Raw genomic sequence first — 20,899 nt, 5'->3', positions numbered from 1 at the left:
CCGGCATGGCGACCACCACCCAGATCCCCGCCGCCCCGGCACCCGCCGTCCACCGGCCCAAGCGCCGCTGGGGTGCGACCGTCTTCGGCGTCGTCGTCCTCGCGGTCATGCTGTTCCCGCTGTACTGGATGATCAACACCGCGCTGCAGCCGGACGCGAGCCTGGTCGACGTGGGCCCGGTCCCGACCGGTGTCGACTTCTCCGGCTTCACCTCCGCCATCACGGAGCAGGGCGGCAACCTGCTGACCTCGCTGGCCGTGGCGCTCGGCGCCGTGGCGATCTGTCTGGCGATCTCCGCGCCGGCGGCGTACGGCCTGGCGCAGTTCAAGCTGCGCGGCGGCAAGACGATCGTCTTCGGCACGCTCATCACCCAGATGGTGCCGGGCATCGTCATCGCCAACGCCCTGTACAGCGCGTACGTGGACCTCGGCCTGGTCAACTCCTACTTCGGCCTGATGCTGGCGGACGCCTCGCTGGGCATCCCCTTCGCGATCGTGCTGATGCGGTCGTTCATGGTGTCGATCCCGCGCGAGGTCATCGAGGCCGCCGAGGTGGACGGCGCGGGCCGTATCCGTACGTTCGTCCAGGTCGTCCTGCCGATGAGCCGCAACTCACTGATCACCGCCGGGCTGTTCTCGTTCCTCTACGCGTGGAGCGACTTCATGTTCGCGCTCACGCTGAACACGACGGACGACGTCAAGCCGATCACCCTGGGCATCTACCAGTACATCGGCGCGCACGTCGGCGACTGGGGCTCGGTCATGGCCGCGTCCGTGCTCTCGGCCGTGCCCGCCGCGGTCCTCCTCGTCCTGTCCCAGAAGTACATCGCCGCCGGGATCACCGGCGGCTCGGTCAAGTAAAGGTTCTCCATGAGTGACTTCCCGGTCTTCCCGCCCGGCTTCGTCTTCGGCGCGGCCACGGCCTCGTACCAGATCGAGGGCGCCGTGGAGGAAGACGGCCGCGGCCCGTCCATCTGGGACACCTACAGCCACACGCCCGGACGGACGGACGGCGGCGACACGGGCGACGTGGCCTGCGACCACTACCACCGCTACCCCGAGGACGTGGCACTGCTGCGCGAACTGGGCGTGGAGTCGTACCGCTTCTCCATCGCCTGGTCCCGCATCCAGGCCACGGGCAGCGGGGCGGTCAACCCGAAGGGGCTGGACTTCTACTCCCGGCTCGTCGACTCGCTCCTGGAGGCGGGCATCGAGCCGGCCGCCACCCTCTACCACTGGGACCTGCCGCAGGCCCTGGAGGACAAGGGCGGCTGGCGCGTACGGGAGACGGCGGAGCGCTTCGGCGAGTACACGGCGATCATGGCCGAGCACCTGGGCGACCGGGTGCCGCGCTGGATCACCCTCAACGAGCCCTGGTGCAGCGCGTTCCTCGGCTACTCCGTCGGCCGGCACGCGCCGGGCGCCCAGGAGGGCCGCGGGGCGCTGGCCGCCGCGCACCACCTGCTGGTCGGTCACGGCCACGCGATGAACGCGCTGCGCGCGGCAGGCGTCCGCGAGGCGGGCATCACGCTCAACCTGGACCGCAACGTCCCGGCCACCGAGTCGGACGCCGACCTCGCCGCGGTCGTCCGCGCGGACACCCAGCACAACCTGGTGTGGACCGAGCCGCTCCTCGGTGGCCGCTACCCGGCCACCGAGGAGGAGACCTGGGGCGAGCTGATCACCGGCCAGGACTTCCGCCGCGAGGGCGACCTGGAGCTGATCTCCCAGCCGATGGACTTCCTCGGCATCAACTACTACCGGCCGATCGTGGTCGCCGCCGCCCCGCACCGCGAGGCGGACCCGGCGCTGCGCGTGGCCACGGACAACCGCTACACGGAGGGCCAGTACCCGGACGTGCGGCGCACCGCCATGGGCTGGCCGGTCGTCCCGGAGTCGTTCACCGATCTGCTGACCGTGCTGAAGCAGACCTACGGCGACGCCCTGCCTCCGGTGCACATCACGGAGAACGGCTCGGCGGAGTTCGACAGCGTCGAGGCCGACGGTTCCATCCACGACGCGGACCGGGTGGAGTACCTGCGCACCCATCTGACGGCGCTGCGCGCGGCGATGGACGCCGGTGTCGACGTACGCGGGTACTACGTGTGGTCGCTGCTGGACAACTTCGAGTGGGCGCTGGGCTATGCGAAGCGGTTCGGGATCATCCGCGTCGACTACGACACCCTGGAGCGCACCCCGAAGGACAGCTACCGCTGGTATCAGCAGCTGATCGCGGCGCACAGGGCCTGATCGCACGGATACGGCTCGCGGGCCCGGGACGGTCGAACAGCCGTCCCGGGCCCGTACGTGTCTCTCCCGCGCACCGGTGGCGCGGGACGGAGCCTGAGCGAATCCCGGCTCAACCGGTTTCCGTCCGGCCTGGGCGGTTACCGGACTCCCATGGCACGGACACCGGAACCACAGGCTCACCACACCCTCGGCGGCCACGACGGCTCCGACCGCTACGGAGACCGCGCGGACGACGCCACACCGACCTCGGATCACATCGGTCCGGACCCGGAGGTGGAGCGCGCCGCACCCGACGGGCCGGCCGCCATGCCCAGGAGGTCGTGGTGGGCGGTGCTGAAGCGCACGGTGGCCGAGTTCACGGACGACGAACTCGCCGACCGGGCCGCCGCCCTGACCTACTACAGCGTCCTCTCGCTCTTCCCCGCACTGCTCGTCCTGGTGTCCCTGCTCGGTATCGCGGGCGAGTCCGCCACTCAGCAGGTGATGGACAACCTGCAGAAGCTCGCCCCCGGACCGGTCCGGGACATCCTTTCCGGAGCGGTGCAGCAGCTGCAGGGCAACGGTGGCACGGGGTCGCTGATGGCCGTCGTCGGTCTGCTGCTGGCCGTGTGGTCGGCCTCCGGCTACATCGCGGCCTTCATCCGCTCCTCCAACGTCGTCTACGACATGCCCGAGGGGCGACCGGTGTGGAAGGTGCTGCCCCTGCGCCTGGCGCTGACGGTGACCCTGATGGTGCTGGCGGTCATCAGCGCCCTGATCGTGGTGTTCACCGGTCCCCTCGCCCAGCGGGCGGGTTCCGCCCTGGGAGTCGGCGGCCCCGCCATGACGGCCTGGTCGATCGCGAAGTGGCCGGTCCTGGTCCTGCTCGTCATCGTGATGATCGCGCTTCTGTACTGGGCCGCGCCCAACGCCCGGGGCCGGGGCTTCAAGTGGGTGACCCCCGGCAGCTTCCTCGCCCTGCTGCTCTGGATGATCGCCTCGGCCGGCTTCGCGCTGTACGTGGCGCACTTCTCCTCGTACAACAAGACGTACGGCGCCCTCGCCGGCGTGATCATCTTCCTGGTGTGGCTCTGGATCACCAACCTGGCGATCCTGCTCGGCCTCGAATTCGATGCGGAGATGGCCCGCCAGCGGGCCATCGACGGCGGCCACCCCGAGGCCGAGGAGCCGTACGTGGAACCGCGTGACACCACCAAGTGGACCGAGGAGGACCACCGCCACCTCGGCTGAACGGCCTCCGGACGGCTCGGTCCGGCCGTGCGGCGTACGCCCTCACCGCAGGGCGTACGCCGCCGGGTTCTCCAGCACCTCGTACATCACCCGGGCCGCCGCGCCCCGCGCCGCGTCACCGGAGACGGACGAGGCCCGCAGCCGGCTGCCGTTCGCGTGCCAGCGGCCCGACACCACCCGCGCGGTGAGCTGGGCGTCCGCGGACTCCTCCAGCCAGGGCATGAGGTTGCGGTAGATCCCGCCCAGGACGACCGCCTCCGGGTCGAAGAGGTTCACCGCACCGGCCAGCACCACGCCCATCCGGTCCCCCGCCTCCCGCAGCGCCGAGACGGCCCGCTTCTGGCCGGCCGCCGCACGCTGCTCCAGCTCGTCGATCCCGCGCACACCCGTGTCCGGGTCGATCCCGGCGGCTCGCAGCAGCGCCGCCCGGCCGGCGTACTGCTCCAGGCAGCCGTGCGCGCCGCACCGGCAGAGGGGGCCCTGCGGGTCGACGACGACGTGCCCGATCTCGCCGGCGAACCCGTGGGCGCCGCGGAGCATTTCGCCGTTCACCACGAGCGCGCCGCCCACGCCGATCTCACCGGTGAGATAGAGGAAGGTGCGTACGCCGCCGAGTCCGCCGAACCACAGCTCGGCGAGGGCCGCGAGGTTGGCCTCGTTGTCGGAGCCGACGGCCAGCGCCCGCCCGGCCGGGCGCAGCGTGCTGAGCGCCTGACCGAAGATGCCCTCGGCCGCGACCCTGCTCCAGCCGAGGTTGGGGGCCTGCCGGACGACGCCGCCCGAGACGAGGCCGGGCAGCGCCAGCTCGACGCCGACCACCCGCAGTTCCTGTTCCCGGGTGGAGGCGATGACCCGGTTGGTGAGCCGGGCGGCGTGGGCCAGGACCTCGGCGGGCGGGACGTCCCGGTGGTCGGTGTGCTCGGTGACCCGGACCCGGTCGGTGCCGGTGAGGTCGACGGCGCACACGGAGACGTAGTCGATGTTGATCTCCACGCCGAGCCCGGCCGGACCGGTGCGGGAGAGCTTCAGCACGGTGCCGGGGCGGCCGGCCGATCCGCTGGAGGTCTTGCCGGACTCGCTGAGGCAGTCCAGCGCGAGCAGCTCCTCGACCAGAGAGGAGACGGCGGCCCTGGTCAGCCCCACAAGGCTCGCCACCCGGGCCCGGGTGACCTCGCCCTCGTCACGGACGGTCCGCAGGACCAGGCTGAGGTTGTGACGGCGCACGGACTCGTGTCCGGCCTTGGCCGCCGGCGAGGTGAGGGTGTTCTTCATCAGACCTCGGAGCCTAACGAACGGAGGGCCGCACCCCGGGGGTGCGGCCCTCGCTCACTTCGCGGTGCCCTTACTTGCGGATCAGGCTGCGGAGCACGTACTGCAGGATGCCGCCGTTGCGGTAGTAGTCCGCCTCGCCGGGGGTGTCGATGCGGACGACGCCGTCGAACTCGACACCGGTGTCGGTGGTGACCTTGACGGTGCGCGGCGTGGTGCCGTCGTTCAGCTCGGTCACGCCGGTGAAGGAGAAGGTCTCCTCGCCGGTGAGGCCGAGGGACTCGGCGGTGTGACCCTCCGGGAACTGGAGCGGGAGGACGCCCATGCCGATGAGGTTCGAGCGGTGGATGCGCTCGTAGGACTCGGCGATGACGGCCTTGACGCCCAGGAGCGCGGTGCCCTTGGCGGCCCAGTCGCGGGACGAGCCGGAGCCGTACTCCTTGCCCGCCAGGATCACGAGCGGGGTGCCCGCGGCCTGGTAGTTCTGGGAGGCGTCGTAGATGAACGACACCGGCCCGTCAGCCTGGGTGAAGTCGCGGGTGAAGCCGCCCTCGGTGCCCGGCGCGATCTGGTTGCGCAGGCGGATGTTGGCGAACGTGCCGCGGATCATGACCTCGTGGTTGCCACGGCGCGAGCCGTAGGAGTTGAAGTCACGGCGCTCGATGCCGTGCTCCGTGAGGTACTTGCCGGCCGGGGTGTCGGCCTTGATCGCACCGGCCGGGGAGATGTGGTCGGTGGTGACCGAGTCGCCGAGCTTGGCGAGCACCCGGGCGCCGGTGATGTCCTCGACCGGGGTCGTCTCCATCGTCATGCCCTCGAAGTACGGGGGCTTGCGCACGTAGGTGGACTCGGAGTCCCACTCGAAGGTGTTGCCGGTCGGGATCGACAGGGCCTGCCACTGGGCGTCGCCCGCGAAGACGTCCTGGTAGGACTTGTTGAACATGTCCTCGCCGATGGAGTTGGCGACGACGTCGTTGACCTCGGCCTCGGAGGGCCAGATGTCCTGGAGGAAGACGGGCTTGCCGTCCTGGTCGACGCCGAGGGCGTCCTTGGTGATGTCGACCTTCATCGAACCCGCGATGGCGTACGCGACGACCAGCGGCGGGGACGCCAGGTAGTTCATCTTGACGTCGGGGTTGATCCGGCCCTCGAAGTTACGGTTGCCGGAGAGCACCGAGGTCACGGCCAGGTCGTGGTCGTTGACCGCCTTGGAGACCTCTTCCGGCAGCGGGCCGGAGTTGCCGATGCAGGTGGTGCAGCCGTAGCCGACGAGGTTGAAGCCGACCTTGTCGAGGTAGGGGGTCAGGCCCGCCTTGTCGAAGTAGTCGGTGACGACCTTCGAGCCCGGGGCGAGAGTGGTCTTGACCCACGGCTTGCGGGTCAGGCCCTTCTCGACGGCCTTCTTCGCCACGAGCGCCGCGGCGACCATGACGTACGGGTTCGAGGTGTTGGTGCAGGAGGTGATCGCGGCGACGGTGACGGCGCCGTGGTCCAGCTCGTACGTCGTGCCGTCGGGGGCGGTGACGGTGACCGGGTTCGACGGGACGCCGTTGGTGGCGGCCGGGGAGTCGGAGGCCGGGAAGGACTCCTTGCCCGCCTCCTCGTCGTCGGAGACGTAGTTGCGTACGTCCTGGGCGAACTGCGCCTTGGCGTTCGCGAGGACGATGCGGTCCTGCGGGCGCTTCGGGCCGGCGATGGAGGGGACGACCGTGGAGAGGTCGAGCTCCAGCTTCTCGGAGAAGTCCGGCTCGGCGGCCGGGTCGAGCCAGAGGCCCTGCTCCTTGGCGTACGCCTCGACGAGCGCGACCTGCTGCGCGTCACGGCCGGTCAGGCGGAGGTACTTCAGCGTCTCGTCGTCGATCGGGAAGATCGCGGCGGTGGAGCCGAACTCCGGCGACATGTTGCCGATGGTGGCGCGGTTCGCGAGGGAGGTGGCGGCGACGCCCTCACCGTAGAACTCGACGAACTTGCCGACGACGCCGTGCTTGCGGAGCATCTCGGTGATGGTCAGCACGAGGTCGGTGGCGGTGGTGCCGGCCGGGAGCTCGCCGGTCAGCTTGAAGCCGACGACGCGCGGGATGAGCATGGAGACCGGCTGGCCGAGCATCGCGGCCTCGGCCTCGATGCCGCCGACGCCCCAGCCCAGCACACCGAGGCCGTTGACCATCGTGGTGTGCGAGTCGGTGCCGACGAGGGTGTCGGGGTACGCCTGGCCGTTACGGACCATGACCGTGCGGGCCAGGTGCTCGATGTTGACCTGGTGGACGATGCCGGTGCCCGGGGGGACGACCTTGAACTCGTCGAAGGCGGTCTGGCCCCAGCGCAGGAACTGGTAGCGCTCCTTGTTGCGGCCGTACTCCAGCTCGACGTTCTGGGCGAACGCGTCGTTGGTGCCGAACTTGTCGGCGATGACGGAGTGGTCGATGACCAGCTCGGCCGGGGCCAGCGGGTTGATCTTCGTGGCGTCGCCGCCGAGCTCCTTGACGGCCTCACGCATGGTGGCGAGGTCCACGACACAGGGGACACCCGTGAAGTCCTGCATGATCACGCGGGCCGGCGTGAACTGGATCTCCTGGCTGGGCTGGGCCTGGGAGTCCCAGCCGCCGAGCGCACGGATGTGGTCGGCGGTGATGTTCGCGCCGTCCTCCGTGCGGAGCAGGTTCTCCAGCAGCACCTTCAGGCTGTAAGGGAGGCGCGCGGAGCCCTCGACCTTGTCCAGCTTGAAGATCTCGTACGACTCGTCACCCACGCGCAGCGTGCTGCGGGCGTCGAAGCTGTTCGCCGACACGACAGTCTCCTTCTTCAATGTGCGCGTTCAACCGCGCCGCGCCTCATGTGCGGCCGGCGCCGCCTGCGGCCCCCACCATCCGCTAAGGTAAGGATTAGTTAGGTAACCCTTACCGAGCGGCGGCTGCGGTGCGCCTCGGCAGATATCTCGATGTCGAGATAACTCTAGTACATCGCCGCCGCGCGGTCATGCCCGGGCACCCGTGTCCTGCGCCGCACCGACGCGGGCAGGCGGGCCTCACCCGGGCCGCCTACCCGCTCGTGTGGTGATCGCACCGGCCGGGGCACGGCCGTCACGCCCCCGGAGCCGTCGCGGGGAGCGCCGCCCTCCTGTGGAAGAGGTCCTCGGCGGCGCTCTGGGCCCGGTCGCGGACCGTCACCGGGTCGACGCTGCGGACCCGGCCGCCCTCCACCAGCCGGTGGCCGTCCACCCACACGTCGGCCACGTCGGCCGCACCGGCCGAGAAGACCAGGTGGGCGGCGGCGTTGAAGTCGGGTCCGTGCAGCAGCGGGGTGGTGTGCAGGGCACGCAGGTCGACGGTCACCACGTCGGCCTTCTTCCCCGCTTCGAGCGAGCCGGTCTCCCCGTCCAGACCGAGGGCTCGGGCACCGTCGAGCGTGGCCATGGCGAGGATGTCCCACGGGTCGCCGGTCGTGGGGTCCAGGGTCGTCAGCTTCTGCAGGAGGGACGCGAACTTCATCTCCTCCAGCAGGTCCAGGTTGTTGTTCTCCTTCTCACCGTCGCTGCCGAGCCCCACCGTGATGCCCCGGCTTCGCATGTCCATGATGCGGGCGGGCCCGGAGGAGAGCTTCATGTTGGAGCAGGGGCAGTGCGAGACCGCCGTGCCGGTGCTCGCGAGGAGGTCGAGTTCGTGGTCGTCGAGCCAGACGCAGTGCGCCACGACCGTGCGTGGGCCGAGGATGCCCCGGTGGTGGAACTCCTCGATCGGCCGGCGGCCCGTCAGCCGCAGGGACTCCTCCACCTCCCAGGTCGTCTCCGAGGAGTGGGTGTGCAGGCCCGTGTCGAATTCGTCGGCCAGGGCCGCTGCCGCCTTGAACGCCTCCTCCGAACAGTAGAAGAGGTGCTCCAGACCCACCCAGGACCGGACGCGGTCCTCGGCGTGGGTGCGGTACTCCTCCAGCAGCCGGCGGTTGGTGTCGAGCGTCTCGAAGTAGTCGTAACCGGGCAGGTCCGCGACGTAGGGGACGAGGGTGGCGCGGATGCCGACCTGTGCGGCGGCCCGGGCGGAGCCCTCCATGTGGCGCCACATGTCCATGACCGAGGTGGTCCCCGCGCGCAGCGACTCGGTGTAGCAGAGGAGGGACGCGGCCTCGGCGATCTCGGGGGTGAGGGCCTTGTGCGCGGGGTCGACGTAGTCGCGCAGCCAGTCCCACAGCGATTTGGACTCGGCGGTGCCGCGCAGCAGTCCGGAGTGCAGGTGGGTGTTGTGCAGTCCGGGGATGACCGCGTGCCCGGTGGCGTCCACGACGACGGCGTCGGCTGCTGCCGCGTCCAGGTCCGCGACGGCGCCCACGGCGGTGATCCTGCCGTTCTCGATCAGGACCGACCCGGGGTCGAGGACCGCCCTGCGCCCTTCGCAGGGCAGGACGATGCCGTTGCGGATCAGCGTGCGGGGGTGACGGGCGGTCATGCGCCGGCCCCCGTCCAGAAACCGGCGTGGACGGCCGCGGCCCGGTCGTGAAGGTGCGGTCCGGAGACCTCCACGGGCCGCTGACCCGAGGCGAAGACGGTGCGGCACGGCAGCGCCATGGTGGGGTTCTCCTCGTCGGCGCCGGTCAGGGCGAGGAGTTCGTCCTCTCCGAGGGCGTAGACGACGCGTCCGATACCGCTCCAGTAGACGGCGCCCGAGCACATCGCACAGGGCTCGGTGCTGGTGTACAGGGTGGCGCGGGTGAGTTCGGCGCGGGTGTACGCGGCGGTCGCCAGCCGGACCAGGTTGGTCTCCGCGTGGCCGGTGGCGTCCCGGCCGGTGGTGACGGTGTTGCCGGCCTCCAGGACGGCCGTTCCGTCCAGGACCAGCAGGGATCCGAAGGGGTGGTTGCCGTCCTTGCGCGAACGGGCGGCGAGGTCGATGGCGGCGGTCAGGAACGCCTCCTCGTCGGGGGCCAGGGCGGCGGGGGCTGCGGGGTTCAAGGGATCTCCTCGGTTCGTGCGGGTGCGGTTCGGGCGCATGGGCTCGTGGGGGGCGGTGCGGGATCGGCGGGGTGGCGGGCGGATCGGGGGCGGGGAGGCGGATGCCTGATGCGGGTCAGGCGGTGGGCAGGGCCTCGGCCGGTGTGCCGGAGGCGGGGAGGCCGCCGGGCGGGGTGGGACGCCAGGCGGTCAGCGCGGCGTACACGGCGGCCGACACGGCGAATCCCACGAGCAGCCCGAAGGGCCCCACGGCCGGGTGGGCGGCGGCCAGCGGTCCCGTGTAGAGGGACTGGTTCATGAACGGGATCTCGGCGAGCAGGGCGATCAGTATCGACGGCAGCCCCCAGCCGAAGCGGTGCCGGGAGTCGAACAGCCGGGCCGTGTCGTGCAGGCCGCGTTCCCGCCACCAGTACGCCGTGACGAGCACCGCGCCCCAGGGCGCCAGCCAGTAGCCGGTCATCAGCAGGAAGTCCTGCAGCTGCGCCGCGAAGTCGCCGTGTCCGGCGTACCACGAGAGGACGGTGCCCAGGCCGCCGACGACCAGGACGGACACCCAGCGGGGAAGGGCGAATCCGGCCGCGAGCGCGGCCATGGCACCCGAGTACAGGTCGATGACGGTGGACGCGAGGGTGGAGAGGAGCAGGGCACCCAGGACGACCGTGCCGAGGACGTGCGGGAGCAGGCCGCTGACCATGGTGCTGGGGTTGTCGACGGCGGCCACGGTGCCGATCGCCGCGCCCAGCGAACCGATCCACACCCCGGCCAGCGCGCTGCCGCCGCCCGCCGCGAGGAACACCCGGCGGGGGCGCGCGGTGGCCGGCAGGTAACGGCTGTAGTCGGAGGCGTATGCCGACCAGCCCAGGCCCCGCGCCGCGGTGACCGCGGTGACCAGCAGGAACGCGGCGACGGGACCACCCGAGGGATCGGTCGGTCCGGTCGCGTGGGCCTCGCCGAATCCGTAGACCGACACCACGGCGAAGACGACCACCAGCGCGAGCGCGAGACCGCGCTCGACGGCGTGGATCATCCGGTAGCCGAGGACCGCCACCGTCAGTTGCGCCGCCGCCATGAGCAGCAGCGCGGGGGTGAAACCGAGGCCGGTCAGGTCACGGAGGATGAACATCCCGAGCAGGGTGTCGACGACGCACCAGCCGACACCGTTGACGACGGTGAACGCGGCCGACGGCAGCGCGCCGAGCCGCCCGAACGGTCCTCGGGTCTGGATGAGCTGCAGTGCGCCGGTGAGCGGGCCGCGGGTGGAGAAGAGGCCCACCATCACCGCGCTGAGCACGGTCCCCAGGGTGATGGCGAAGACCGCTGGCAGCAGGTCGAGACCGAACACGGAGGTGGAGAGGGCGCCCACGCTGAGCGTCGCGAACTGCACGTTCGCGCCGAACCACAGCGTGAACAGCGACCGGGGCCGGCCGTGCCGGCGGTCCACCGGCACGGGTTCGACACCGGCCCGCTCGATGCCGGCCGGGTGCGCCCCCGGCCCCCGGTCCCGCGCGGGCGCACCGCCGTCGGCGGAGGGCGGGGTGACGGAGGGTGGGCTGGTGGGCAGCGGTTCGGCGCGCACGGGATCTCCTCAGGGGCGACGGGAGTGCGACCGGACGCCGGGACCGAACGGGTGGAACGCGGCGTCGAGGCCGCGGGGACATGCGGCTCGGGGCGGGTGGTGCGGTCCTGCGGGGAGGGCTGGTTCGGGCGGTGCGGTCCTGCGGGGAGGGCGCGGGTGGTGCGGTCCTGCGGGGTGGCGCGGGTGGTCGGCTGCGGTGCGCGGACTCCGGTGTCCCGCGAGGGCGCGCGGTCCGGGCGGCGGAGGGATGCGGCCGGGTCCTGCGATGTCCCTCAGTGAACCCCCGGCGAACGGCGGGCGGACCGGTACGGCCCTCCAGACGACGGGCCGGGGAAGGGGGGTGACCCCGTACTATTCTCCAAACCCCGTGCCCAGCGGTGTGCACGCCCGTAACACACCCACGGGAGGCCCGGCCGCTCCTGCCGCGCCTCTCCCGTCAGGCAGGAACCAGGTGCTGCTGTCCGAACTCCTCGGGATACCCGGCCTCGGCCTCACCCCGCTGCTCCCGCCCGGACGGGACCGCCGGGTGACCGGCGTCTACACCACCGATCTGCCCGACCCCGGCCGCTATCTGGACGGCGGGGAGCTGGTCCTCACCTCCACCACCTGGTACCGGGAGCCCCGGGACGCCGACGTGTTCGTCGCGGCGCTCGCCTCGGCGGGCGCCGCGGCCCTGGTGGCCGGCTCGGCGGCCGTCGGCGAGCTGCCCGGCGCGCTCACCGACGCCTGCGAGCGGCAGGGGCTGCCGTTGCTGGCGGTCGGTGACGACGTGTCGTACGCCGCGGTCACCGAGACCGTGCTCGCCGCGCTCGCCGGCCCCGTCGGCCGCTCCCCCGGCGCCGGACTCCACCGCGGCCTGGTGGCCAGCATGGCGTCCGGAGCCGGCGCGGAAGGCCTGGTCGAGGTGCTGGCCCGGTCCACCGGCGTGCACTGCGCGGTGCTTTCGGCCACCGGGCGGCCCACCGCGGGTGCCGTGCCGGACGTGTCACCCCACCATCTCCGGCGCTCCCTGCGGGCGGCCTTCGCCGCCGGCGCCTTCCCCTCCGTACAGCCACTGCCCGGCGGCGGGCACCTCACCTTCCTGCCCGTGCAGTCCCCCGTCGCCCACCGCCCGCCCGCGGGTTACCTGGCCGCGGCCGGGGACCACCGGGACTGGGCGCCCGGAATCGCGGACGCCGCCGCGGAGGTGTGCGCACTGCTCGCCCTCGACGGGGTCGCCCGGCAGGAACGCCGTCGCATCGAGGAACGGCTGCTGCGGGAGTCCGTGGACCTCCTGCGCGAGGGCCGCACCGAACCCGCCGCAGGACGCCTGCGCAGCCTCGGGCTCGACCTGGAGGCGCAGCCGGCCGTCGCGTACGTCACGACGACCGGCCGCCCGTACGGCTCGGAGCTCGCCGCAGTGATCCTGGACGACGTGCACGAGCAGATACCCGGTTGCTCGGCTCCGTTCGCGGCTGCGGACGGCCATCTGATGTTCGTCCCGGCCTCCGGCAGCGGCGGCCGGGACGACGCCCTCTCCGGCCTGCTCGCGGAGGCCGCCCGCCGGCTCGGCCCCTTCCTCGCGCACGGCTGGGCCGCGATCGGCGTATCGGGGCCCTCGACGGGGCAGGACGGGCTGCGCCGGGCGCTGGAGGAGGCCCGACACGCCCAGCGCGTCGCCCGGCTCGGCACAGGCCCCGTGCGGGTCGCGGGCACCGAGGCACTCTCCTCGCACCTGATGCTGCTCGCCGCCGTTCCCGACGAGGTGCGTCTCATGTACCGGGAGCGGCTGATCGGCGTGCTGGAGCGGTACGACGCCGAGCACCACAGCGACCTCGTGGGCACCCTCAGCGCGTTCCTCGACGCGTCCGGCTCCTGGCAGCGGTGCGCACAGCAGCTCCACGTCCACGTCAACACACTGCGCTACCGCCTCCAGCGCGTCGAACAGCTCACGGGCCACAGCCTGGCCACCCTCCACGACCGGGTGGACTTCTGCCTGGCGCTCGGAATCAGGTAGGCCACCTCGCAGCGCAGGGGGCGACGGCCCGGAGGGCCGTCCCGGGTGCCGCATCGGCAGCGGCGGCGCGCGGGGCAGGACCGGTACATTTCGATGCCGACCACCCGCCCGCCAGGGAAGGCACCGTGCACTTCACCCACACCTCCGAGGCCGTACACGCATGGGTCCACGGCTGGGCCCTCTCGCGGGGAGCAGCCGAACCGCACCCCTCGTCCTGGGGCTTCACCGTGAGCACGGGCCCTCCCGCGCACGCCACGAGCCACGTCCTGACCACCGCCGACGCGGCGACGGTGCGGGAGATAACCGCGGGCACGACCAGGCCCGGCGTCCGGCTGAAGGCCTTCGTGCGGGCGGAGTCGCTCGCGTCCTGGATCACGCCCGGCTGGTCCGTCGCCGACGAACCCGGCTACCTGATGTCCACCCAGCTCAACCCCGCACGCACCCCGGCCCTCCTCCCCGACGGCTACCGGCTCCGCACCTGGACCCAGGACGGCGTCACGTACGCCCAGGTGTGCGCAGCCGACGGCGCGCTCGCCGCACGAGGCCAGGCGGCCGTCTCCGGCGCCACCGCCGTCATCGACAAGGTCGAGACCCAGCCCGCCCACCGGCGCCGCGGTCTCGGCCGCCTGATCATGCGCACGCTCACCGACGCGGCCGCCGGGCGGGGTGCGGCTGTCGGCCTGCTGGCCTCGTCGGCGGAGGGGCGGGCCCTGTACGAGAGCACGGGATGGGCCGTATCGGCACCCCTGGCCAACGCCCTGCGGGGGCCTGACCCGGCGCAGCACTGACCGCGCCCGCGACGCATGGGCCCGCGGGCCCCGCGCCCACGCTCACGGGTCCGCGTGCATGACTCGGCGGCTTCGGGATACCCGTACTCCTGACAGAGGAGGCACAGATGCCGCTCACCTTCCGAAAGAGCTTCCAGATCCTCCCGGGCGTCCGGCTGAACATCAACCGCCGCTCGTGGTCCGTCACGACCGGCGGACGGCACGGCCCGAGGCGTACCACGAGCAGCACCGGCCGGCGCACCACGTCCATGGACCTGCCGGGCCCGTTCGGCTGGCGGAGGACGACACGCCGCCGCGGCTGACCTCGCACCCCGTCGCGGGCTCGGCCGGCCTCACCCGTTCGGCCGAGCTCCGCACGCCGGGACGCCCGGCACGCCCGACCCTTCAAACAGGCGCCCCCACACGGCCGGGCACTCGACCGTCACCCGAATCCCCCACCCCCGGCACGAGCTTCATCTCATATCTGAGATAGCGTGCAGCCATGGAAGACGACTACCTCGCACGTATCGGCAAGCTCATCCGTGACGCCCGTCAGCACCGTGGCTGGACACAGAGTCAGCTCGCCGAGGCGCTGGCCACGAGCCAGAGCGCCGTCAACCGCATCGAACGCGGCAACCAGAACATCAGCCTTGAGATGATCGCCCGCATCGGCGAGGCTCTCGACAGTGAGATCGTGTCGCTCGGTTACGCCGGCCCCATGCACCTGCGTGTCGTGGGCGGCCGTCGGCTCTCGGGCTCCATCGACGTCAAGACGAGCAAGAACGCGTGTGTCGCGCTGCTCTGCGGCTCGCTGCTCAACAAGGGCCGCACCGTGCTGCGCCGGGTGGCCCGTATCGAGGAGGTCTTCCGGCTGCTGGAGGTCCTCAACTCCATCGGCGTACGCACCCGGTGGATCAACGACGGTGTAGACCTCGAGATCCTGCCGCCCGACCGGCTCGAGCTGGAATCCATCGACGCCGACGCCGCGCGCCGGACCCGCTCCATCATCATGTTCCTCGGCCCGCTGCTGCACCGCGAGGACCGCTTCACCCTGCCGTACGCCGGCGGCTGCGACCTCGGCACGCGCACGATCGAGCCGCACATGATCGCGCTGCGCCGCTTCGGCCTGGAGATCGCCGCGACCGACGGGCTCTACCACGCCCAGGTCGACCACGAGGTCCGGCCGGGCCGCCCCATCGTCCTGACCGAGCGCGGCGACACGGTGACCGAGAACGCGCTGCTGGCCGCCGCCCGGCACGACGGCACGACGGTCATCCGTAACGCCTCCTCCAACTACATGGTCCAGGACCTGTGCTTCTTCCTGGAGGCGCTCGGCGTGCGCGTCGACGGCGTCGGGACGACGACCCTCACGGTGCACGGGGTGCCGGAGATCGACGTGGACGTCGACTACTCCCCCTCCGAGGACCCGGTCGAGGCGATGAGCCTGCTGGCCGCCGCCGTGGTGACGGAGTCCGAGCTGACGATCCGCCGGGTCCCGATCGAGTTCCTGGAGATCGAGCTCGCGGTGCTGGAGGAGATGGGCGTCGACTGCGACCGCACGGCGGAGTACGCGGCCGACAACGGCCGTACCCGGCTGGTGGACCTGACGGTCCGGCCCTCCAAGCTGGAGGCGCCCATCGACAAGATCCACCCGATGCCCTTCCCCGGGCTGAACATCGACAACGTGCCGTTCTTCGCGGCGATCGCCGCGTCCGCGCACGGCAAGACCCTGATCCACGACTGGGTCTACGACAACCGCGCGATCTACCTCACCGACCTCAACCGCCTCGGCGGCCGGCTCCAGCTCCTGGACCCGCACCGCGTCCTGGTCGAGGGCCCGACCCGCTGGCGCGCCGCCGAGATGATGTGCCCGCCCGCACTGCGGCCGGCGGTGGTGGTGCTGCTGGCGATGATGGCGGCCGAGGGCACGTCCGTGCTCCGCAACGTGTATGTCATCAACCGGGGTTACGAGGAGCTGGCGGAGCGGCTGAACTCGGTGGGTGCGCAGATCGAGATCTTCCGGGACATCTGAGAACCTGCCGGCCAGGCACCCTCACACCCTCCCTGACCTGCAAAATGCGAGGAGAGGTCGGGTGTGAGGGAATTTCTGGTCCGCCCCACGGTGCGCCCGGCCCGCGCAGAAGTTTCATGCTTGCGGACGGGCCCGGGGGAGCCGATACCGGACGGCCGGCTCCGTGCGTGAGGCCGCCTCCCCACTTCCCGCGGACGGGACGACGGGACTGCAGCCCCACGCGCGGGTGCTCTCAGCTGTCCGCGCTGCCGCCCCGAACGACGCAGGAGCGGCTGCTCTCCCAGCCCCACCCGTCACCGTCCGGGTCGGACGAACTGCCGTTGACGCAGTACGGGTACCCGTTGGGGGCGGTGCCGTCGCCGGTCCCGCTGCCGCTGTCCGCGCTGCTGCCCCGAACGACGCAGGAGCGGCTGCTCTCCCAGCCCCACCCGTCACCGTCCGGGTCGGACGAACTGCCGTTGACGCAGTACGGGTACCCGTTGGGGGCGGTGCCGCTGCCCGGGTCTCCCCCGCCGCCTGGCTCGCCCCCGCCGCCGTAGACGGTGGCGGTCTCGGAGGTGGCGGCAATGCCGTCGGCGCCGTTGATGAAGCGATTCCCCCAGGTCGTGAGGGAGTTCGCGTCGAAGCCGTTGACCATGTCGAGGTATTCGACGCCGCTGCCGTTACCGCTCCAGGACCAGCCGATGTACCCGACGCCCAGAGACCGCGCGGTCGCCATGATGGCGTTTTCGTCCGGGTTCCCATCGCTGTGCTGGTCACCGAACTCGCCCACGACGATGGGTAGTTCGTTGTCGGTGAAGTGGCGCAGGTAGTCCTGCACCTCGGCGGCCGTGTCGTAGACGCCGTACATGTGGATCGAGAAGATGGTGTTGCGGTCAGGGTCGGACGCGAAGACCGAGGCCGCGTTGTCCCTCATCGTCCCGGACCAGTCCTGACCCCAGTTGGGGGCGTCCACCATCAGGGCGTGGTCGATGCCGGCGTTCCGCAGCTTGCTGATCGCGCTCTTCGTGGCGCCGGTCCAGGCCGCGGCGTTCGTGTTGCCGTACGGTTCGTTGCCGATGTTGACGACGACGTAGTCCTCCTGGCCCTCGAGCGCGCTCCTCACGTCGATCCAGTAGTCGGCAGCCTTGTCCAGCGTGGTGGCGGCGCCGTCCTCTCCATACCCGGTGGTGTCGTGCACCTCCAGCACACAGATGACCTTGCTGGCCTTGCACTGGCCGATGATGGCGGAGACCTGGGAGGCGCTTGTCCTCGTCCACCGGTCGCCGCTTCCGAGGACGACACGGACGGTGTTGGCGCCCTTGGCCGCTATGTCGGCGAGGGCGGTCGTCCGCTCGGGGTACCAGGCGTAGGCGTGGTTGACCCCACGCATGACGAACTTGTTCCCGTTTGCCTCGACCACGTCTCCGTCACTGACGCGGATACCGGTGGGCGCCGCCGCGGCCTCGCCGACGGAAGGGCCGACGATGGAGCCCAGCAGGCCCAGGGCGGCGGCGAACGCCATGCCCGCCGTCGTGATCAGGGTGCTTCTCGGCTTTCGCATTTTCTCTCCTCGGATACGCATGCGGGTGCGTGGACGGGTGCGGAGCGGGACGCGGCCGCAGGAGGGCGACACCCCCTGACAACGATGTCTGACGTGCCCACCAGCCCATGAGGGCACGCTTGGTAAGCGCCGGATGCGCTTCGACGGGGGCGCCGAGGGCAGGCTTCGCAGGCGTCGTGGCAGTGGGGGTAGCGCCGGACAACTGACGTCGACCAGCCGCGACTTCGGCCGGATGTGGCTCGAACAGGCCGTCGCCACACCATGAGGCACCGGGTGTTGCGTCCCTGTCAATAGCGAGTTCACGATCCATCCACCAACCACAAACCTCTCCGCGCGACTAAACCGCTAAACACCCAGGCCAACCCTTACATGTACCCAAAAGCGGTCGCCTACCAGCAAGAACAGGTCGGCTGGATTGATTGACAGTCACACGACACACCCCTACGTTTCTGATCGATAAACCGGTACAGAGTCAGGTACAGGGCCGGAGTTCACCTCGCCGACCCGCAGAATTCGGCCCGTCCTCCTGCCACACCTTCCCGAGGCCGGGCTCCGCCCCTCAGGACGAAAGAGACGCGATGCGCACCCACTCCTGGACGAGGCCCAGAGCCCGGAAGAGACCCCTCGAGAAGGCCCACCCTGCGGGCCTGGGGGCGACGAGACGGGCACCTTCGCCAAGAAGGTCGACCCGAATCATTTGCTCGGGGCCGGCATCGAGGGCCACCGCACGCAGTACCGGGTTCGGCAGCGATGAGGGCAACACCTTCGCCCACCTGCAGCAGCCGCCGTACCTGGGCTTCACGTCGGCGCCCCCGTACCCACCTGAGCACCGGGCCGACACCGGACGAGACGAAGAAGCGAATTCGGGCCCGGATCGGCCACGAGCCACGATTCCTCACTTTACTAAACCTTGACCTAAACTAAACTGTTTACTAGACAACGTTGTCACCACCCGTCAGAGTGAGCTCCGGGGCGCATGGAGCCCCGCTCCCCCTCACGAAAGGTGATTGACCGTGTACGGAGCACTGGACATCGGCGGCACAAAGATCGCCGGCGCGCTCGTGGACGACGCAGGCACGCTGGTGCTGCGTGCGCAGCGGCCGACTCCGGCACAGAGGTCCGCAGCTGAACTCATGGCAGCGGTGGCCTCGGTCATCGACGAACTGGCGGCCCACCCGATGTGGGACGAGATGACCTGTCTCGGCATCGCCAGCGCGGGTCCGGTCGACACCGCCGCAGGCACGGTCAGTCCGGTCAACATCCCCGCCTGGCGGCACTTCCCGCTGGTCGCCGAGGTGGCCGCACACCCACGGCTTCCTGTGGGGCTGCGCCCGGTTCTGATCGGGGATGCGGTGGCGATGGCCGCAGCGGAACATTGGCTCGGCGCGGCGCGGGAGTCCGAGAACGCTCTCTGCATGGTGGTGTCCACCGGCGTGGGAGGCGGCCTGATCCTTGACGGCCGGCTCCGCACCGGCCGGACGGGAAACGCGGGTCACATCGGGCACATCACCGTCGATCTGGGCGGTTCGCTGTGCCCGTGCGGAGCTCCTGGCTGTGTCGAGGGGTTTGCCAGCGGTACGGCGATAGCCGCACAGGCGCAGGCTGCCGGGTGGTCCGCGCCGCCCGGGGTGGCACCGACGGCTGCGGCGGTCGCGGCCGCGGCGCGGAGTGGGGACCGGCGTGCCTTGGAGGCATACTCACGCGCCGCCCAGGCGCTGGCAGCAGCCATCGCGGCGACGGCGGCCCTGGTCGAACTCGACATCGTGGTCATCGGTGGTGGCGTGGCACAGGCCGGTGACACGCTCTTCGCGCCACTGCGACGGCACCTGGCCGACTACGCCGTCCTCGACTTCACCCGCGGACTGCCCGTGGTGCCGGCGCTCCTGGCTCTGGACGCCGGGCTCATCGGGGCAGCCGCCGTCGCGTCCGCGCAGGCCGGCACCCCCGCGCTCGCGGCTTCACCCCGCCCGTGATTCCTCAGCGGAAGACGGATCTTGTACCTCGCACCGTCCAAGGGTTCACACCTCAGCCGCAGTCCGGTCGGTCGGCGGCGACCCACGAAAGGGAACCACCGAGTGGACCGCATGATCAGCACCATCCGTCGCCACAGTTGGGGATCCACCACGGCTCTTCCCGAGCTGACGGGAGTCGAGCCGGACGGAACACCCCAGGCCGAGCTGTGGATGGGCGCCCATCCGACCGCTCCGTCCCTGATCGAGCGTGACGGAAAGCTCCAGCCCCTCAACCGGGTCGTCGAAAACGCGCCCGCAGCAGAGTTGGGCGAACCGGTTCTGCGGCGCTTCGGGCCACGTCTCCCCTTCCTGCTCAAATTGCTGGCGGCGGACGCACCGCTCTCTCTCCAGGTGCACCCCGGCCTCGCGGAGGCTGCCGCCGGCCATGCGCGGGAGAACGCGCACCGGGTCCCCCTCGACGCCCCGCACCGCAACTACCCCGACGGCAATCACAAGCCCGAAATGATCGTCGCGCTCAGCTCGTTCGACGGCCTCTGCGGCTTTCGCGAGGTGCGAGACTGCGCCGACGTGCTGAGCGCGTTGGAGCTGGACAGCCTCAGACAGCACATCGGCGTCCTGCGTTCGGCACCGGAGGAATCCGCGCTCGGACAGGTCTTCTCCGCCTTCCTGTCCGAAGGGCCTTCCCTCGTGGAGGAGGTCACGCGCGCCGTGACACGTGAGGCGCGCAGCGGCGGCCCGCTCCGGGAAGTGTTCGCCGTCTACGACTCCATCGCGACGGCCCACCCCGGCGACGCGGGTCTGCTGCCCGCTCTGATGCTCAACCACTTCCGCCTGGCCCCGGGCGAGGGACTGTATCTGGGAGCCGGAATCCCGCATGCGTACGTACGGGGCCTGGGGGTGGAGGTTATGGCGGCTTCGGACAACGTGCTGCGCTGCGGTCTGACGTCCAAGCACGTGGACCCGCAGGAACTGCTGCGTGTCATCAGGTTCTCGGCGCACCGGCTACGGGTTCTGCGACCCACCGCCACGGCCGACGGTGAGGAGGTGTTCGCGTCCCCCGTGGATGACTTCCAGCTCTCGGTCGTCCGGCCCGGTGCCCGCCAGGGAGCAGTGACGCTCGGCTCTCTCGCCCCGCAGATCCTTGTCTGCACCGCGGGCACCGTCACCGTCACCGGCCCGGCAGGCGAGCTCGAGGTGCCCGTCGGCAGTGCCGTGTACGTGCCCGTCGGTGAGCCGGTGACGGTCGCTGGACGGGGAACCGCGTTCCGCGCCACCGTGGATGTCAGCTTTCCCTGACACCTTCGTACGCACCACCACGATCC

At 71.0% G+C, this 20,899-nt stretch carries 15 protein-coding genes; 9 read left to right on the top strand and 6 right to left on the bottom strand.

All coding sequences use genetic code 11. From position 1 onward, the window contains the following. Positions 1-5 precede the first annotated feature (5 nt). The 3 genes from OG379_RS29675 (at position 6) to OG379_RS29665 (ending at position 3,479) form a co-directional block, all read left to right on the top strand. Positions 6-860 carry a carbohydrate ABC transporter permease gene (locus OG379_RS29675; RefSeq protein WP_393764496.1) on the top strand — a complete coding sequence of 285 codons (855 nt, stop codon included), beginning with the start codon at positions 6-8 and terminating at the stop codon, positions 858-860. A gap of 9 nt (positions 861-869) precedes the next feature. Next, positions 870-2,249, top strand: coding sequence for a GH1 family beta-glucosidase (locus tag OG379_RS29670; RefSeq protein ID WP_405666033.1), 1,380 nt, complete (start codon positions 870-872; stop codon positions 2,247-2,249). Between the two features lie 150 nt (positions 2,250-2,399). After that, positions 2,400-3,479 (top strand): YihY/virulence factor BrkB family protein, encoded by a 1,080-nt coding sequence (locus tag OG379_RS29665; protein WP_405666032.1) that lies wholly within the window; start codon positions 2,400-2,402, stop codon positions 3,477-3,479. Between the two features lie 42 nt (positions 3,480-3,521). Here the strand turns inward: OG379_RS29665 and OG379_RS29660 are convergent, their stop codons facing one another. From OG379_RS29660 to OG379_RS29640, 5 genes are all read right to left on the bottom strand, one after another. Further along, complete coding sequence (locus OG379_RS29660; protein ID WP_393764502.1) at positions 3,522-4,751, bottom strand: ROK family protein; 1,230 nt, start codon at positions 4,749-4,751, stop codon at positions 3,522-3,524. Positions 4,752-4,821: 70 nt separating this feature from the next. Next, positions 4,822-7,536 (bottom strand): aconitate hydratase AcnA, encoded by a 2,715-nt coding sequence (gene acnA, locus OG379_RS29655; RefSeq protein WP_405666031.1) that lies wholly within the window; start codon positions 7,534-7,536, stop codon positions 4,822-4,824. Positions 7,537-7,828: 292 nt separating this feature from the next. Then, the gene (locus OG379_RS29650; RefSeq protein WP_405666030.1) at positions 7,829-9,187 is read right to left on the bottom strand and encodes an amidohydrolase family protein; all 1,359 of its coding nucleotides are present in this window, start codon (positions 9,185-9,187) and stop codon (positions 7,829-7,831) included. After that, positions 9,184-9,690 (bottom strand): nucleoside deaminase, encoded by a 507-nt coding sequence (locus OG379_RS29645; RefSeq protein ID WP_405666028.1) that lies wholly within the window; start codon positions 9,688-9,690, stop codon positions 9,184-9,186. The genes OG379_RS29650 and OG379_RS29645 overlap by 4 nt, the downstream gene beginning before the upstream one ends. A 115-nt stretch (positions 9,691-9,805) precedes the next feature. Next, complete coding sequence (locus tag OG379_RS29640; RefSeq protein ID WP_405666026.1) at positions 9,806-11,266, bottom strand: purine-cytosine permease family protein; 1,461 nt, start codon at positions 11,264-11,266, stop codon at positions 9,806-9,808. Positions 11,267-11,717: 451 nt separating this feature from the next. Here OG379_RS29640 and OG379_RS29635 point away from each other — a divergent pair, with 451 nt between their 5' ends. The 4 genes from OG379_RS29635 to OG379_RS29620 all read left to right on the top strand — a co-directional run bounded on the left by OG379_RS29635 (position 11,718) and on the right by OG379_RS29620 (position 16,061). Next, the gene (locus tag OG379_RS29635; protein ID WP_405666025.1) at positions 11,718-13,262 is read left to right on the top strand and encodes a PucR family transcriptional regulator ligand-binding domain-containing protein; all 1,545 of its coding nucleotides are present in this window, start codon (positions 11,718-11,720) and stop codon (positions 13,260-13,262) included. A 125-nt stretch (positions 13,263-13,387) separates the two neighbouring features. Further along, positions 13,388-14,050 carry a GNAT family N-acetyltransferase gene (locus tag OG379_RS29630; RefSeq protein WP_405666024.1) on the top strand — a complete coding sequence of 221 codons (663 nt, stop codon included), beginning with the start codon at positions 13,388-13,390 and terminating at the stop codon, positions 14,048-14,050. A gap of 107 nt (positions 14,051-14,157) precedes the next feature. Next, positions 14,158-14,352 (top strand): DUF4236 domain-containing protein, encoded by a 195-nt coding sequence (locus OG379_RS29625; protein ID WP_401520189.1) that lies wholly within the window; start codon positions 14,158-14,160, stop codon positions 14,350-14,352. A gap of 179 nt (positions 14,353-14,531) precedes the next feature. Then, positions 14,532-16,061, top strand: a complete 1,530-nt coding sequence (locus OG379_RS29620; RefSeq protein WP_401520186.1) for a helix-turn-helix domain-containing protein — start codon at positions 14,532-14,534, stop codon at positions 16,059-16,061. A 232-nt stretch (positions 16,062-16,293) separates the two neighbouring features. Here the strand turns inward: OG379_RS29620 and OG379_RS29615 are convergent, their stop codons facing one another. Next, entirely contained in the window at positions 16,294-17,604 is a 1,311-nt protein-coding gene (locus tag OG379_RS29615; protein ID WP_405666022.1) for a cellulase family glycosylhydrolase, read from the bottom strand. A 1,007-nt stretch (positions 17,605-18,611) separates the two neighbouring features. Here OG379_RS29615 and OG379_RS29610 point away from each other — a divergent pair. Beyond that, entirely contained in the window at positions 18,612-19,577 is a 966-nt protein-coding gene (locus tag OG379_RS29610) for an ROK family protein (protein ID WP_405666021.1), read from the top strand. 102 nt (positions 19,578-19,679) lie between these two features. Beyond that, complete coding sequence (gene manA, locus OG379_RS29605; RefSeq protein WP_405666020.1) at positions 19,680-20,873, top strand: mannose-6-phosphate isomerase, class I; 1,194 nt, start codon at positions 19,680-19,682, stop codon at positions 20,871-20,873. Positions 20,874-20,899 lie beyond the last annotated feature (26 nt).

The organism is Streptomyces sp. NBC_01166 (assembly GCF_045039765.1).
Lineage (GTDB): Bacteria > Actinomycetota > Actinomycetes > Streptomycetales > Streptomycetaceae > Streptomyces.
This window is presented reverse-complemented; position numbering and strand designations above follow the sequence as displayed.